Origin of the sequence: Bacillus sp. FSL L8-0654 (genome assembly GCF_038629965.1) — a bacterium.
Taxonomy (GTDB): Bacteria; Bacillota; Bacilli; order Bacillales; family Bacillaceae; genus Bacillus; species Bacillus safensis.
This window is the reverse complement of record NZ_CP152026.1, coordinates 852,661-867,859: the sequence shown is the minus strand read 5'-3', so window position 1 is coordinate 867,859 and position 15,199 is coordinate 852,661. Positions and strand designations below refer to the sequence as shown.

The window sequence follows — 15,199 nt, the reverse complement described above, 5'->3', positions numbered from 1 at the left end:
ATTGTTTATTAATGATTGAGTAATCGAATGTCTTGGAAAGGATAAAATACAAATGAGGTAGTTCCTTGAATATCACGCTTTGTAAAAAGACCTAAGCCGTTGCGGCTGTCCATTGAATTTTGGCGGTTGTCCCCCATGACAAAGTACTTTCCTTTTGGAACAGTCAAAGGGCCAAAATCAGGTGTCAGCAAGGTGCCATCTGCAGCTGCTTTCTTTTTGTTTGACGCTAAGTAAGGCTCCGCCACTTTTTTTCCATTAACATATAACTGATCATTTTTCATTTCAATTTTATCACCAGGTAAACCAATCAATCGTTTGACATAATGAGTGCTGCGGTCTTCCCCATCAAGAACAATGATCTGTCCCCGTTTATAATCACCGAAATAATCAACCGTTTTATTCACAAACACCCGCTCTGTGTTATGCAGTGTTGGGTCCATAGAAGTCCCCTTCACAATATACGGTGCGAATAAAAAGTTCCGAATGATAAAAACAGCAATAAATGCGATTAAGATGGCTTTGATCCAGCCCCATAATTCTGATTTCTTTTTTTGTGTTTTTGTATTTGTTGTCATAAGCTCCTCCTGAATTCCCCAAGGACGAAATGTGTGTCACCAGCTGCCAGCCGGCGTCACGCTTGTTTCTCCCTAAATATAAACATATTTTGCCAACAAATCAAGCGAAGAGAGAGAAAAAGGCAAGCACCTTTCTGTGCTTGCCCAAAACTCAGTTAGTTAGCAGAAGAATCCGCTTCTTTTTCTTTGTTTGCTTTACCATAGAAATAATCCGATGGATTCACTGGTTTGAAATCAGATAACTTATGGAATCGAAGTAGATCCCTATAGAGCACTTTATCTGAAAGACTTAACTGATTATCAACACGGGCTTTAATCGCCTCTGTCTTTTTATTTTGTTTCACCACTTTACCCGTTTTCGTATCATAAACGGTATTATCGACAAGTGTATATTTCGGTGTCACATAGTTTCCATTACGGAAGGCAACAGTCTCATCATGCTTTTTAGAGAATAAGTCTGTTCCAAAATTCACGAATTCATTTGAATCGATACCTTGTAAGTGAAGAAGTGTTGGCATAACGTCGACTTCACCACCATACGTATGGTTCACGCCGCCCTTCTTACCAGGAATACGTATCATAAGCGGAACACGCTGGTTTTGTGCATTTTGATAAGGAGTGATTTCTTTCCCTTGAATTTCACTCATTGCACGGTTATGGTTCTCAGAAATACCGTTATGGTCACCATATAATAAAATGACTGAGTCTTTATACATACCTGATTTTTTCAAGTCTTTGAAGAATTGCTCTAATGACTCATCTAAATATCTTGCTGTTTGGAAATAGTTATCGACTGTTTTATCGCCAGTTGTTGCCTTAGCGATTGTCGCATCTTTTTCATCTAAATTAAATGGATAGTGATTTGTCAGTGTCATTAAATGTGCATAAAATGGCTTTTTCATTGATTCTAGCATTGGAATTGATTCTTTGAAGAACGGTTTATCCTTAAGACCCATATTCACAAGGTTTTCTTCATCCATGTTGTAATAGGAAGCATCAAAGAATTGATCAATTCCCATATGTTTATAAATCGTGTCACGGTTCCAGAAAGATTTATAGTCCCCGTGAAGCACTGCACTCGTATAGCCTGCTTTTTGATCTAGGATGGCAGGTAGTGATTGGAAGGTATTTTCACCCTTTGTCACAAATGCTGCTCCCTCTGGCAAGCCAAACATACTATTATCCATCATCAGCTCAGCATCTGATGTCTTCCCTTGACCAGTCTGATGGAAGAAGTTATCGAAATACGTAAAGTCGTCTTTCCCATGAGCCAGCTTGTTTAAGAATGGAGTCACTTCTTCTCCATTTAATTTGTAGTCGATTAAGAAAGACTGAAAGCTTTCTAAATGAATTTTAATAATGTTTTTGCCTTTTGCTTTCCCAAAATACTCTGCATTTGGCTTCGCATAGTGAGAAGACGTATAGTTCACAACATCCGTTAAATCTTCACTGCTTGCATTGGCTACCTGTGTTGCGTTTTGTGCTGCTTGTACCCCGTCATAAATCGTATAATTATAAACACCTAAGTATTTGACAACATACTTATGATCAAAGGTTCTTGTTAATAATTCTGGACGATCCTTTTCAGCCAAATGAAGGTTTACAAAGAACAGTCCAATACCTGCAGCTACAATCAGCAGTGCAAACGTCTTTTTCATTTGGAACTTCTTCACTTCTGGTCTCCAAATGACAATCGCAATCAAGATGATAATATCAAGGAAGTATAAAAGGTCATGCGGCTTAATGCTTGCTAACACACCGCCAGTCATGCCTCCCCCAAGATTTCCTGCCTGCTTCATTGTTGAGAAAGTCAAAAAGTCATCAAAGAAACGGTAATACGCTACATTTGCATATAAAAGTGCGGTCATAATAAAATCAATAACAATTAAAACAATGGCAGATTTACGCCCCTTCAAAAAGAGAGCAAGTCCAAAAAACACGATGGCTGAGCTAAATGGATTCAATAAGAGAAGCCCCTCTTGAAAAGAACCTTTTACTCCTAAATTAAAGTCCATTTTGTAGGCTGTGTACGATTTTGCCCAGAATAAAAGGACAGCCAAAACAAAAAAGCTATATTTGTTTGCAAATATTTTTTTCATAAAACCTCTTCTTTCTTATCATCGTTCTGATATAAATGAAATCATAAAAAATTTACATTCATTTTGCAAATGTAAATCTTCTTCGCCAAGCATGCCGATGCTCTGTCTCCGCCGGATACATGCGCTCCTTTAATATAACGAATGAGAAGCATCATAAGTTTCAAAAAAAATACGAGTAAATAAAAGGAAAAATATCCATTTACATTAAATTTACGCACACTTCATGTTTTAGTGGATGAAGAAGGTTTTGTAAATCACTCAGTATTACTTTACTTTTTTCATCTATTCGTGTCAAAGTAATTATAAAGAAAAGGAAGAATCACCTAGGCTTTTCGACTCATTTACCCAAATTTATACAAAATTCGATCCATGCTTCTTTTATTGTGACTCAACCTCCATTAATCCATGTACTTCCTAAAAAAACAGTTTAAATCAAAAAAAGCTTGATTTCCCCTACTGATGTGCGGTGTGATAAAGAGGTAGAACTTGATCACAACACTTATATGTTCATGACAAAAAAATCAGGCTGGAGGAAATCACATGAAGATGAACAAACAAATCAACACTTTTGAAAAGAGATTTTCAGAAGATGTAGTCACTATCATTGCTGTTACAGGACCTTCTGGCGTAGGTGCAGGAAAAGCAGGACAGGCACCTCTTTGGACCGCTTCTATTCCACTGATTGCTTGGAAAGAAAACGGCCATATCATAACCGAAAATGTAAGACTTTGCTGGTTAACAGATGACGAGGGATTAAGGGAAAAACAGGCACAATTACATAAAGAATCAATCGTTACACTTCAGGTCCGAAAAGGCGAAGGTGAATTCATGCTTGTATCTTTGATTGATACAGATACACAGGATCAAGCGCTTCAAGAAATTTTAGAAGAAGCCCAAAAGCCTGTGTATTATCATGATGACATACTTGGAACCTTTGAGTTAGTAAAAGGACTAGACTTATTTGAAAAAACGATCCAATGGAGCAATGAAGAGTGCCTTCTCTACTTTAACCTCGAAGAAGATGAAAAAATAAATGACTCTCTTCGAACAGCAAACCACCTCATGCAAGAACAGGCCAAATGGGATTCTTCTATTAAATCATTTGCCGCGAATCAGCTGATAGATCTAGCAAAGGATTGGCAGGAACAAGACGAATCAGCTGAAGAGCAAGAAGAACTCACAATGAATCAATTTATAAGCCGCATTTCACTTGAAAGCCTGCATGTTTACCCTGAGGGAGAGTTTGAAGTCTACTATCATGACGGTGATTTATTTTGGGGGCATGTCATTATTGTCAAAGGAAATATAAATGGCACATTTCATGATGCACATATTGCAGGCTAAAGGCTGGAGGAATAACCCATGGAAATCAAAGCTTTTCAAGAATTAAATCTAATCGGGAAAACGCCAGCCATCGCCAAAATTGGCGGCTTCCGTCCTGATCCAGCTGTACACAGCTGGTTTGCAGGCCATTTTTTCATCGATCCTAATCAAGGCTGGCCGATAGATCAAGATGGAGCCATGATTCCGATTTTACAAATTTATTTACCAGAAGTGCCAGGAGGAATGAACGGCTTCAATGAATGTAAGCTGATTCAAATTTTTCTTAATCAGAATACACTTCCGATTGATATCACCAAAAACGGCGAAGGCTGGAAGCTCATTGAATATTCATCAATCGAAGGTTTAGAAGTAGCTGAGACTCCTGAAGAAGTGAGAGGACCCAAACCCTTTCAAATCCAATGGAACGAAAGTGAGCAAAGGGACTTCCCTTGCTGGGAAGAGGCATGGTCATATGTCGATTTATCAGAAGTAAACGAAAGTGAAGAAGCGACAAACCACTTCTTTAATCAATACACAAATTATTCGTTCACAAAAATCGGCGGATATGGGGCGTATATTCAATCCCCGCCCCATCAACAACAAGGCGAATTCATGCTCCAAATCGCCTCAGAAGAAAAACCTCGTTTCATGATTGGTGATAACGGCACGATGTATTTCTATTATGACCAAGAATCAAAAGAATGGTTTATGCACTGGGATTGTTTTTAACGTTTATTGAATGAAACCTCGCCTTCTCCTAAACGTAATGAGTAACAATGAAAGGAGGCAGCAAAATGGGATTCATTCTAGACATCTTTTCACTTGCTGTGTATATCCCTTTTCTACAAGTGGATGAAGAGGAGATCTCGAGGAACGCAGCACATCTCAAAAAATATAGCTGGTTTCAAGCACTATTACATGAACAAACTTGCAGGGAGCTCATCATTTATGATCCCGATGTTCGACGTGTCATAGGCAGGTTTAAAACGGAGAAACTCCATAAGAAGCGATACAACTTAAGATGCGAACGTAAATTACTGCAAGCATTACAACGCGCATTCTAAACTGACAACAAGAGCCGCACTTTCCTGTGGCTCTTGTTTTATTAATAGAATCGTTCCTTTTGAAGAAAACATTTGACGCCTGGACAACTCTCCCCGTATATTATGTATAAATCCATCTTTTTCAAAGAAAAGGGGGCCTCACATGCGCTTATTTAAGAACTGGAGAAAAAAGCAGCCTGCACAGCAAATCACTTCAGAAAAGCAAGAAGACAGCATCCCAGTCAACTTCTCCACACTTCCCTTTGGCACAGACACCGTCGATGATTTTTTGTTCAACCTAGACCTGACCTCCAAGCTCACAGATCCCTATAAAGAAACAGATACGAACAAGCTTACCTAGATCTTCGTAAATCCTCATCCAATACTGGATGATTTTTTTATACTCAATGAAAGGTGTATCCAATGAAAACATATTATATCGTCAGACACTGCCAAGCAGATGGACAATCTAAAGCTGCAGCTTTAACACCACAAGGCATCACTCAATCTCATGAACTGGCACAGTTTTTTTCCAGCATTCATCTCAATCAAATTATCTCAAGTCCTTATAAACGAGCGATCCAAACTACTGAGCCCCTTGCTCATGCAAAACAGCTCGAGATAAAAATCGATCAGCGCCTCTCTGAACGTGTATTAAGCAGCAAACCAATAGACGATTGGTTTGAGAAGCTAAAGCTCAGTTTTACAGACTTACATATGACCTGTGAAGGCGGAGAATCGAGCCAAGAAGCCATGAATCGTATTGTAGAAGCACTACACGAACAAATAAAATTAGAAAAAGATCATACCCTATTCGTCACACATGGCAATATCATGAGCCTGCTTCTTAAACACGCTGATCCAACGATTGGATTCGAGGAGTGGAAGAAACTAAGCAATCCAGATGTCTATATTCTGAAATATTTTAGTCCAGATCATATAGAAACAAAGCGAATATGGCATTAAAAAAACGGCAGAATGAACTCTGCCGTTTTCTCATCTATTGCTGATAATAAAATGCCTCTACCCACTCATACGGCCTTTTACGCTCCGCACACCATGTCATAAAGCCTCTTGTCTCCGTCTGCTGAAATGCCATCCAATCCGTTAAAAGCTGGCCATAATAGACAGCTTGTTTTTGAACATTCGTACGAGTTCTTTGATCTTGAATCAGTATCATAACATTTTCAATCCCTTGAATTCTCTCTTGATCCTTCTCATAGGTGCTTAAATAAAGATCTTCATGTATATGGTGAAACGAATACCACAAGGCCGATAAATAGATTTCACAAATTTGAACAATCACACGCTGTTCCTTGCTGCCCCCAAGCTCTAGTGCCTTCAATAAATGAGGCAGCCCTTCTCCCTGATGTACAAACAAACCTTGCCAGCGATACAGTCTTACATCCAATGGGTCAACTTTCTCCCACGTTTGAAAAACAGGCTGGATCACCCCATTTACCAGCGGATACACAAGCAGATGATGACCATCCTCAAACCGTTCAATCCACTCAAACAGCCAAGCAGCAAATTCACGCTGTTCTTCAAAATCGTTCTCTTTCATCTCTTCAATAAAGGCCTGAAGAACTTTTAGCGCATCTTTACGCAGGCCCTGTTCTTTTCTCACACAGTACTGTCTAAAAAGAGGATAATCATTTACTCCCTCGTCTTGAATAATAGCCTGTAATATCGTCTTCGTTTGCATGATCACAACGCCGCCTCTTTACATCCATTCTTTTCTATGTTCATGAATAAATTGAATGTCTTTTTGATAATGTTCAAGATGTCCTTCTTGAATCATGTTTTGAAAAGCGATATCACCCTCACACGCTTGTCGTTTCATATACTGACATAACCCTTCTAAACGAAGCAGCACCATATCCAAATAATCTTCTGCTATTTCCTCGCCATAAGATTCAAAAAACAGTTTGACTCTATGCTTTATCTGGTCTGCATGGTCTAATGAAAGATAATTCACGACCTCCCCTGTTTCAGTGCGAAAAAATCTACTGAGAGGCACACATGTATAAAGGGTATATGCGATATCCCAAAGCCTTGGACCAGGAGCAGCTACATCAAAATCAATAATCCCTACTGGTTTTTTATCCTTGAAAATGATGTTGTACATCGCAAAATCATTATGGCAAACAACCTCTATGTTGTTAGGCGTATTGTCCATTCGTTCCCAATCATCTGAAATGGAGAAGTCCTGAACAGCATCATGATAAAGCCTTAACATGCTCGCTATTTCTTTTAAAACATCGTGAGTACACATGTATTCTTTTAAAGGATCATGACCTGCCACGCCATCAATAAAGGACAATACCTCTCTACCTTGTTCATCAACCCCTAAAAACTTTGGAGCATAGGAGAAATTCTTTTTTTCTAAATGCTTTAGCAGCTTTCGTATATTGATATTGTCTGACTTTACTTCTCGACGAACCGTATCTCCAGAACGAAATACGTTCGAGACATTGCCACCTGTCAATAACTCCTCATGATCATTTTGTTTTTTCATAAATTCTCCCCTCAAACTGGGTCACCATGTTGATGTCAGCTAAAGATGTGTATGTACCCACAAATATTCATTTAGTTACTCAAAGGTAGTACAACTGTTTTATGTGAATGTGCTGCTCCATTTTGTTTCCTTACATGGTTAAATGTATCTTATCAAATGTTGCAAATCATCTAAAGATTATTCTGCCAAAAGAAGTACATACTCATTATTTTCTAATAGGTTCCTATTTTTTATCTAAATAACTCATTTAAACCACAAAAAAACGTTTTACCACGAGGGTGAAACGTTAGGTTCATGGAAAAACCAATCATGAAAATTTTAAAAGATACCGGTGGCCGGGGTCGAACCAGCACTCCGTGATAAATTATTCTAAAAAGGCAAGGTATACCCTCTTAAAGTAAAGCCCCTGTTAATGAAAAGAATTAAAGTTCTTCCTGATATATTTCTGATTTTATCGGCTTTAAACTCAAAGGTATTTTAAACTCATGAATACTTTCAATATGATTAAAAAAATGATCGATATCGTCATAATCCATTGACCATTCTTCTACCACCTTTAACTTTTTTAACTCGCTTGTTGGTTTAAATAAAAATTCACAGTGTAGTTGTTCCATGTGAGAATAATCATCTTCTTCATAAACTGTAAACTGACGTACAAAGTCAAAATGAAATAGTTCCTCTCCTGTAAAATCATAGACACCACACTGAAATAAAATTTCTTTATCTTCTTCGCCCTCAACTGTCTCCTTTGAAAAAGCCTTAAATGTTTCCCAAACCTTTTTTATATCATCGTTATCTTCACTAATGCTATCTTTAAGATAACTTTCAGCATTTTTAACCGTAATCATTACAACACCTCTTGTGTACAATTTATCCAATCCTTCTTCAATTATCCTGCCCCTTTAGTTTAATAATAAGACAACCATCAATAAAGTAAAAGTTAATCTCCTTAATATGTTCCTCTTAGCTAATTCACCCTTTCAGCAGTGAACGCGATTTGAAATAATTTTGTCGTATGAAGAAGCAGCTAAAAAACAAATAAAAAACGCCCTCCTACAATTTGTAGAAAGACGTTTTAAACGTTGATATTCCTTAATTCTTCTGTAATTGACGACAATAAAGAATATCTAAAACTAGATACCGGTGGCCGGGGTCGAACCGGCACTCCGTGAGGAACACGATTTTGAGTCGTGCGCGTCTGCCAATTCCGCCACACCGGCATGATCATTAAAGAGCGCATCTTATATTAAAAAACATGGTGCCGAGGGCCGGACTTGAACCGGCACGGTAGTCACCTACCGCAGGATTTTAAGTCCTGTGTGTCTGCCAATTCCACCACCCCGGCAGTCTTTTCAAAAAAGGCGACACCCGGATTTGAACCGGGGATAAAGGTTTTGCAGACCTCTGCCTTACCACTTGGCTATGCCGCCATTATTGGAGCGGAAGACGGGATTCGAACCCGCGACCCCCACCTTGGCAAGGTGGTGTTCTACCACTGAACTACTTCCGCACATCAACTGGGCTAGCTGGATTCGAACCAACGCATGACGGAGTCAAAGTCCGTTGCCTTACCGCTTGGCTATAGCCCAATAATAAAATGGGGCGATTGATGGGAATCGAACCCACGAGTGCCAGAGCCACAATCTGGTGCGTTAACCACTTCGCCACAACCGCCATAGATGTTATGAATCATATTAAGAAAATTGGCAGGGGCAGTAGGAATCGAACCCACACCGGAGGTTTTGGAGACCTCTGTTCTACCTTTAAACTATGCCCCTATGAAAATAAAAAATGGTGGAGGGGGGCGGATTCGAACCGCCGAACCCGGAGGGAGCGGATTTACAGTCCGCCGCGTTTAGCCACTTCGCTACCCCTCCACTTTTGAAAAACAGTGCCGGCAAGAGGACTTGAACCCCCAACCTACTGATTACAAGTCAGTTGCTCTACCAGTTGAGCTACACCGGCAAATAGTGGTGGCTCGGGACGGAATCGAACCGCCGACACACGGATTTTCAGTCCGTTGCTCTACCAACTGAGCTACCGAGCCAAGTATTCTTTTGAAAAATGGCGGTCCGGACGGGACTCGAACCCGCGACCTCCTGCGTGACAGGCAGGCATTCTAACCAACTGAACTACCGGACCATTTTGGTTGCGGGGGCAGGATTTGAACCTGCGACCTTCGGGTTATGAGCCCGACGAGCTACCGAACTGCTCCACCCCGCGACGATATAAAAGATATGGTGGAGGATGACGGGCTCGAACCGCCGACCCTCTGCTTGTAAGGCAGATGCTCTCCCAGCTGAGCTAATCCTCCGAATAAAAAATGCTGGTGTATATTCTATAAAAATGGTGACCCGTACGGGATTCGAACCCGTGTTACCGCCGTGAAAGGGCGGTGTCTTAACCGCTTGACCAACGGGCCCTTTATTATGTAAATTGTGGCGGAGAGCAAGGGATTCGAACCCTTGAGACGGGGTTACCGCCTACACGATTTCCAATCGTGCTCCTTCGGCCACTCGGACAGCTCTCCAAATTGGCTCCGCAGGTAGGATTCGAACCTACGACCGATCGGTTAACAGCCGATAGCTCTACCACTGAGCTACTGCGGAATGAAGAAAGCCTGGCGATGTCCTACTCTCACAGGGGGAAACCCCCAACTACCATCGGCGCTGAAGAGCTTAACTTCCGTGTTCGGCATGGGAACGGGTGTGACCTCTTCGCCATCATCACCAGACAATTTAGTGACAAAAGATATTATACTATGTATTGAAAATAAATCAAGAGATATTTTAAAAATGTTCTCTCAAAACTAGATAACAATGTTCATGCTTCACATTAGAATATAGGTTAAGTCCTCGATCTATTAGTATCTGTCAGCTCCACGTGTCACCACGCTTCCACCTCAGACCTATCAACCTGATCATCTTTCAGGGATCTTACTTCCTTGCGGAATGGGAAATCTCATCTTGAGGGGGGCTTCATGCTTAGATGCTTTCAGCACTTATCCCGTCCGCACATAGCTACCCAGCGATGCCCTTGGCAGAACAACTGGTACACCAGCGGTGCGTCCATCCCGGTCCTCTCGTACTAAGGACAGCTCCTCTCAAATTTCCTGCGCCCGCGACGGATAGGGACCGAACTGTCTCACGACGTTCTGAACCCAGCTCGCGTACCGCTTTAATGGGCGAACAGCCCAACCCTTGGGACCGACTACAGCCCCAGGATGCGATGAGCCGACATCGAGGTGCCAAACCTCCCCGTCGATGTGGACTCTTGGGGGAGATAAGCCTGTTATCCCCGGGGTAGCTTTTATCCGTTGAGCGATGGCCCTTCCATGCGGAACCACCGGATCACTAAGCCCGACTTTCGTCCCTGCTCGACTTGTAGGTCTCGCAGTCAAGCTCCCTTGTGCCTTTACACTCTGCGAATGATTTCCAACCATTCTGAGGGAACCTTTGGGCGCCTCCGTTACATTTTAGGAGGCGACCGCCCCAGTCAAACTGCCCACCTGACACTGTCTCCCTGCCCGATAAGGGCAGCGGGTTAGAAGGTCAATACAGCCAGGGTAGTATCCCACCGATGCCTCCACCGAAGCTAGCGCTCCGGTTTCCAAGGCTCCTACCTATCCTGTACAAGCTGTACCAACATTCAATATCAGGCTGCAGTAAAGCTCCACGGGGTCTTTCCGTCCTGTCGCGGGTAACCTGCATCTTCACAGGTACTATAATTTCACCGAGTCTCTCGTTGAGACAGTGCCCAGATCGTTGCGCCTTTCGTGCGGGTCGGAACTTACCCGACAAGGAATTTCGCTACCTTAGGACCGTTATAGTTACGGCCGCCGTTTACTGGGGCTTCAATTCGCACCTTCGCTTACGCTAAGCGCTCCTCTTAACCTTCCAGCACCGGGCAGGCGTCAGCCCCTATACTTCGCCTTACGGCTTCGCAGAGACCTGTGTTTTTGCTAAACAGTCGCCTGGGCCTATTCACTGCGGCTTCTCGGGGCTTTAACACCCTAAGAAGCACCCCTTCTCCCGAAGTTACGGGGTCATTTTGCCGAGTTCCTTAACGAGAGTTCTCTCGATCACCTTAGGATTCTCTCCTCGCCTACCTGTGTCGGTTTGCGGTACGGGCACCTCTCACCTCGCTAGAGGCTTTTCTTGGCAGTGTGGAATCAGGAACTTCGCTACTAAATTTCGCTCGCCATCACAGCTCAGCCTTTACGGGAAACGGATTTGCCTATTTCCCAGCCTAACTGCTTGGACGCGGATATCCAATACCGCGCTTACCCTATCCTCCTGCGTCCCCCCATTGCTCAAATGGTGAGGAGGTGGTACAGGAATATCAACCTGTTGTCCATCGCCTACGCCTTTCGGCCTCGGCTTAGGTCCCGACTAACCCTGAGCGGACGAGCCTTCCTCAGGAAACCTTAGGCATTCGGTGGACGGGATTCTCACCCGTCTTTCGCTACTCATACCGGCATTCTCACTTCTAAGCGCTCCACCAGTCCTTCCGGTCTGGCTTCACAGCCCTTAGAACGCTCTCCTACCACTGTTCGTAAGAACAGTCCGCAGCTTCGGTGATACGTTTAGCCCCGGTACATTTTCGGCGCAGAGTCACTCGACCAGTGAGCTATTACGCACTCTTTAAATGGTGGCTGCTTCTAAGCCAACATCCTGGTTGTCTAAGCAACTCCACATCCTTTTCCACTTAACGTATACTTTGGGACCTTAGCTGGCGGTCTGGGCTGTTTCCCTTTCGACTACGGATCTTATCACTCGCAGTCTGACTCCCAAGGATAAGTCATCGGCATTCGGAGTTTGACTGAATTCGGTAACCCGGTAGGGGCCCCTAGTCCAATCAGTGCTCTACCTCCGAGACTCTTACCTTGAGGCTAGCCCTAAAGCTATTTCGGAGAGAACCAGCTATCTCCAGGTTCGATTGGCATTTCACCCCTACCCACACCTCATCCCCGCACTTTTCAACGTGCGTGGGTTCGGGCCTCCATTCAGTGTTACCTGAACTTCACCCTGGACATGGGTAGATCACCTGGTTTCGGGTCTACGACCACGTACTCATGCGCCCTATTCAGACTCGCTTTCGCTGCGGCTCCGCATCTTCTGCTTAACCTTGCACGGGATCGTAACTCGCCGGTTCATTCTACAAAAGGCACGCCATCACCCGTTAACGGGCTCTGACTACTTGTAGGCACACGGTTTCAGGATCTATTTCACTCCCCTTCCGGGGTGCTTTTCACCTTTCCCTCACGGTACTGGTTCACTATCGGTCACTAGGGAGTATTTAGCCTTGGGAGATGGTCCTCCCGGATTCCGACGGAATTTCACGTGTTCCGCCGTACTCAGGATCCACTCTGGAGAGAACAACATTTCAGTTACAGGGCTGTTACCTTCTTTGGCGGGCCTTTCCAGACCTCTTCGCTTATATCGTTCCTTTGTAACTCCGTATAGAGTGTCCTACAACCCCAAGAGGCAAGCCTCTTGGTTTGGGCTGTTCCCGTTTCGCTCGCCGCTACTCAGGGAATCGCATTTGCTTTCTCTTCCTCCGGGTACTTAGATGTTTCAGTTCCCCGGGTATGCCTTCTCATACTCTATGTATTCAAGTATGGATACTACTCCATTACGAGCAGTGGGTTTCCCCATTCGGAAATCTCCGGATCAAAGCTTGCTTACAGCTCCCCGAAGCATATCGGTGTTCGTCCCGTCCTTCATCGGCTCCTAGTGCCAAGGCATCCACCGTGCGCCCTTTCTAACTTAACCATTTCTTACTTTAGAAAGAATCACTATGTGTGATGAACTTTGCATTGCATTCAATGTGAATGTATTACTTATTGTTATCTAGTTTTCAAAGAACAATCCTGTCTCGCTAGAGACATGTTTTGAAGGAATGATCCTTCAAAACTAAACAAGACGAAAACGCACGCTGCTCCATATATCCTTAGAAAGGAGGTGATCCAGCCGCACCTTCCGATACGGCTACCTTGTTACGACTTCACCCCAATCATCTGCCCCACCTTCGGCGGCTGGCTCCATAAAGGTTACCTCACCGACTTCGGGTGTTGCAAACTCTCGTGGTGTGACGGGCGGTGTGTACAAGGCCCGGGAACGTATTCACCGCGGCATGCTGATCCGCGATTACTAGCGATTCCAGCTTCACGCAGTCGAGTTGCAGACTGCGATCCGAACTGAGAACAGATTTATGGGATTGGCTAAACCTTGCGGTCTTGCAGCCCTTTGTTCTGTCCATTGTAGCACGTGTGTAGCCCAGGTCATAAGGGGCATGATGATTTGACGTCATCCCCACCTTCCTCCGGTTTGTCACCGGCAGTCACCTTAGAGTGCCCAACTGAATGCTGGCAACTAAGATCAAGGGTTGCGCTCGTTGCGGGACTTAACCCAACATCTCACGACACGAGCTGACGACAACCATGCACCACCTGTCACTCTGTCCCCGAAGGGAAAGCCCTATCTCTAGGGTTGTCAGAGGATGTCAAGACCTGGTAAGGTTCTTCGCGTTGCTTCGAATTAAACCACATGCTCCACCGCTTGTGCGGGCCCCCGTCAATTCCTTTGAGTTTCAGTCTTGCGACCGTACTCCCCAGGCGGAGTGCTTAATGCGTTAGCTGCAGCACTAAGGGGCGGAAACCCCCTAACACTTAGCACTCATCGTTTACGGCGTGGACTACCAGGGTATCTAATCCTGTTCGCTCCCCACGCTTTCGCTCCTCAGCGTCAGTTACAGACCAGAGAGTCGCCTTCGCCACTGGTGTTCCTCCACATCTCTACGCATTTCACCGCTACACGTGGAATTCCACTCTCCTCTTCTGCACTCAAGTTTCCCAGTTTCCAATGACCCTCCCCGGTTGAGCCGGGGGCTTTCACATCAGACTTAAGAAACCGCCTGCGAGCCCTTTACGCCCAATAATTCCGGACAACGCTTGCCACCTACGTATTACCGCGGCTGCTGGCACGTAGTTAGCCGTGGCTTTCTGGTTAGGTACCGTCAAGGTGCGAGCAGTTACTCTCGCACTTGTTCTTCCCTAACAACAGAGCTTTACGATCCGAAAACCTTCATCACTCACGCGGCGTTGCTCCGTCAGACTTTCGTCCATTGCGGAAGATTCCCTACTGCTGCCTCCCGTAGGAGTCTGGGCCGTGTCTCAGTCCCAGTGTGGCCGATCACCCTCTCAGGTCGGCTACGCATCGTCGCCTTGGTGAGCCATTACCCCACCAACTAGCTAATGCGCCGCGGGTCCATCTGTAAGTGACAGCCGAAACCGTCTTTCATCCTTGAACCATGCGGTTCAAGGAACTATCCGGTATTAGCTCCGGTTTCCCGGAGTTATCCCAGTCTTACAGGCAGGTTACCCACGTGTTACTCACCCGTCCGCCGCTAACATCCGGGAGCAAGCTCCCTTCTGTCCGCTCGACTTGCATGTATTAGGCACGCCGCCAGCGTTCGTCCTGAGCCAGGATCAAACTCTCCGAGGTATGCAGGATGCATATCACACATGCGTTGCTACACGATGTAGCGAACTTAGCATGTGATCATTTCCTGTCTCGCCAGTTTGACTGACTACCTATGAAGTTTCATAGGATTTTTTTATAAAAACTCGAATTAACAGGT

At 44.2% G+C, this 15,199-nt stretch carries 10 protein-coding genes, 16 tRNA genes and 3 rRNA genes; 5 read left to right on the top strand and 24 right to left on the bottom strand.

Translation table 11 applies throughout. The features are described from left to right. Positions 1-8: 8 nt before the first annotated feature. Both lepB and MHH65_RS04345 read right to left on the bottom strand, forming a co-directional pair. Positions 9-575, bottom strand: coding sequence for a signal peptidase I (gene lepB, locus MHH65_RS04350; protein ID WP_041116900.1), 567 nt, complete (start codon positions 573-575; stop codon positions 9-11). A 155-nt stretch (positions 576-730) separates the two neighbouring features. Then, positions 731-2,674 (bottom strand): LTA synthase family protein, encoded by a 1,944-nt coding sequence (locus MHH65_RS04345; RefSeq protein ID WP_024427404.1) that lies wholly within the window; start codon positions 2,672-2,674, stop codon positions 731-733. A 540-nt stretch (positions 2,675-3,214) separates the two neighbouring features. On the opposite strand from MHH65_RS04345, the gene MHH65_RS04340 reads away from it, so the two are divergent. The 5 genes from MHH65_RS04340 (at position 3,215) to MHH65_RS04320 (ending at position 6,006) form a co-directional block, all read left to right on the top strand. Further along, positions 3,215-4,018: a DUF2262 domain-containing protein gene (locus tag MHH65_RS04340; RefSeq protein WP_034282311.1), complete on the top strand. Its 804-nt coding sequence runs from the start codon at positions 3,215-3,217 to the stop codon at positions 4,016-4,018. 18 nt (positions 4,019-4,036) lie between these two features. Then, on the top strand, positions 4,037-4,726 hold the full coding sequence (locus tag MHH65_RS04335) for a DUF1963 domain-containing protein (protein WP_098677262.1): 690 nt from the start codon (positions 4,037-4,039) through the stop codon (positions 4,724-4,726). Between the two features lie 65 nt (positions 4,727-4,791). Beyond that, a complete protein-coding gene (locus MHH65_RS04330) occupies positions 4,792-5,061 on the top strand; it encodes a hypothetical protein (protein ID WP_061109579.1) in 270 nt (89 codons plus the stop codon). Between the two features lie 142 nt (positions 5,062-5,203). After that, on the top strand, positions 5,204-5,401 hold the full coding sequence (locus tag MHH65_RS04325; protein WP_034282315.1) for a hypothetical protein: 198 nt from the start codon (positions 5,204-5,206) through the stop codon (positions 5,399-5,401). A 62-nt stretch (positions 5,402-5,463) separates the two neighbouring features. Beyond that, positions 5,464-6,006: a histidine phosphatase family protein gene (locus tag MHH65_RS04320; RefSeq protein WP_034282317.1), complete on the top strand. Its 543-nt coding sequence runs from the start codon at positions 5,464-5,466 to the stop codon at positions 6,004-6,006. Positions 6,007-6,040: 34 nt separating this feature from the next. Here the strand turns inward: MHH65_RS04320 and MHH65_RS04315 are convergent, their stop codons facing one another. The 22 genes from MHH65_RS04315 to MHH65_RS04210 form a co-directional block, all read right to left on the bottom strand. After that, positions 6,041-6,745: a hypothetical protein gene (locus tag MHH65_RS04315; protein WP_098677265.1), complete on the bottom strand. Its 705-nt coding sequence runs from the start codon at positions 6,743-6,745 to the stop codon at positions 6,041-6,043. 18 nt (positions 6,746-6,763) lie between these two features. Further along, a complete protein-coding gene (locus MHH65_RS04310) occupies positions 6,764-7,558 on the bottom strand; it encodes a phosphotransferase (RefSeq protein ID WP_098677261.1) in 795 nt (264 codons plus the stop codon). A gap of 422 nt (positions 7,559-7,980) precedes the next feature. Then, positions 7,981-8,406, bottom strand: coding sequence for a hypothetical protein (locus tag MHH65_RS04305; protein WP_041116888.1), 426 nt, complete (start codon positions 8,404-8,406; stop codon positions 7,981-7,983). Between the two features lie 290 nt (positions 8,407-8,696). Then, positions 8,697-8,778 (bottom strand) — tRNA-Leu (locus tag MHH65_RS04300). Positions 8,779-8,814: 36 nt separating this feature from the next. Further along, positions 8,815-8,903, bottom strand: a tRNA-Leu gene (locus MHH65_RS04295). Between the two features lie 14 nt (positions 8,904-8,917). Next, a tRNA-Cys gene (locus tag MHH65_RS04290) sits at positions 8,918-8,988 on the bottom strand. 5 nt (positions 8,989-8,993) lie between these two features. Then, positions 8,994-9,068, bottom strand: a tRNA-Gly gene (locus tag MHH65_RS04285). A gap of 7 nt (positions 9,069-9,075) precedes the next feature. Further along, a tRNA-Gln gene (locus MHH65_RS04280) sits at positions 9,076-9,147 on the bottom strand. A gap of 9 nt (positions 9,148-9,156) precedes the next feature. Next, a tRNA-His gene (locus MHH65_RS04275) sits at positions 9,157-9,232 on the bottom strand. 30 nt (positions 9,233-9,262) lie between these two features. After that, positions 9,263-9,336: transfer RNA gene (locus MHH65_RS04270), tRNA-Trp, on the bottom strand. 14 nt (positions 9,337-9,350) lie between these two features. Then, positions 9,351-9,435 (bottom strand) — tRNA-Tyr (locus MHH65_RS04265). A gap of 15 nt (positions 9,436-9,450) precedes the next feature. Next, a tRNA-Thr gene (locus MHH65_RS04260) sits at positions 9,451-9,523 on the bottom strand. A gap of 6 nt (positions 9,524-9,529) precedes the next feature. Then, positions 9,530-9,605: transfer RNA gene (locus MHH65_RS04255), tRNA-Phe, on the bottom strand. Between the two features lie 18 nt (positions 9,606-9,623). Further along, a tRNA-Asp gene (locus MHH65_RS04250) sits at positions 9,624-9,700 on the bottom strand. Positions 9,701-9,704: 4 nt separating this feature from the next. Continuing rightward, positions 9,705-9,781: transfer RNA gene (locus tag MHH65_RS04245), tRNA-Met, on the bottom strand. Positions 9,782-9,796: 15 nt separating this feature from the next. Next, positions 9,797-9,872, bottom strand: a tRNA-Val gene (locus MHH65_RS04240). Between the two features lie 33 nt (positions 9,873-9,905). After that, positions 9,906-9,980 (bottom strand) — tRNA-Glu (locus MHH65_RS04235). Between the two features lie 17 nt (positions 9,981-9,997). Continuing rightward, positions 9,998-10,088, bottom strand: a tRNA-Ser gene (locus MHH65_RS04230). A 4-nt stretch (positions 10,089-10,092) separates the two neighbouring features. Beyond that, positions 10,093-10,167: transfer RNA gene (locus MHH65_RS04225), tRNA-Asn, on the bottom strand. A 9-nt stretch (positions 10,168-10,176) separates the two neighbouring features. Next, positions 10,177-10,292, bottom strand: a 5S ribosomal RNA gene (gene rrf / locus MHH65_RS04220). A 109-nt stretch (positions 10,293-10,401) separates the two neighbouring features. Beyond that, positions 10,402-13,332 (bottom strand): 23S ribosomal RNA (locus tag MHH65_RS04215). Positions 13,333-13,514: 182 nt separating this feature from the next. Continuing rightward, positions 13,515-15,063 (bottom strand): 16S ribosomal RNA (locus MHH65_RS04210). Together the 16S, 23S and 5S rRNA genes with 16 tRNA genes alongside form the textbook arrangement of a ribosomal RNA operon. Between the last annotated feature and the right edge of the window lie 136 nt (positions 15,064-15,199).

Coding starts and splice junctions, on each gene's coding strand:
- lepB (WP_041116900.1), bottom strand. CDS start 575: ATGACAACAAATACAAAAACACAAAAAAAGAAATCAGAATTATGGGGC.
- MHH65_RS04345 (WP_024427404.1), bottom strand. CDS start 2,674: ATGAAAAAAATATTTGCAAACAAATATAGCTTTTTTGTTTTGGCTGTC.
- MHH65_RS04340 (WP_034282311.1), top strand. CDS start 3,215: ATGAAGATGAACAAACAAATCAACACTTTTGAAAAGAGATTTTCAGAA.
- MHH65_RS04335 (WP_098677262.1), top strand. CDS start 4,037: ATGGAAATCAAAGCTTTTCAAGAATTAAATCTAATCGGGAAAACGCCA.
- MHH65_RS04330 (WP_061109579.1), top strand. CDS start 4,792: ATGGGATTCATTCTAGACATCTTTTCACTTGCTGTGTATATCCCTTTT.
- MHH65_RS04325 (WP_034282315.1), top strand. CDS start 5,204: ATGCGCTTATTTAAGAACTGGAGAAAAAAGCAGCCTGCACAGCAAATC.
- MHH65_RS04320 (WP_034282317.1), top strand. CDS start 5,464: ATGAAAACATATTATATCGTCAGACACTGCCAAGCAGATGGACAATCT.
- MHH65_RS04315 (WP_098677265.1), bottom strand. CDS start 6,745: ATGCAAACGAAGACGATATTACAGGCTATTATTCAAGACGAGGGAGTA.
- MHH65_RS04310 (WP_098677261.1), bottom strand. CDS start 7,558: ATGAAAAAACAAAATGATCATGAGGAGTTATTGACAGGTGGCAATGTC.
- MHH65_RS04305 (WP_041116888.1), bottom strand. CDS start 8,406: ATGATTACGGTTAAAAATGCTGAAAGTTATCTTAAAGATAGCATTAGT.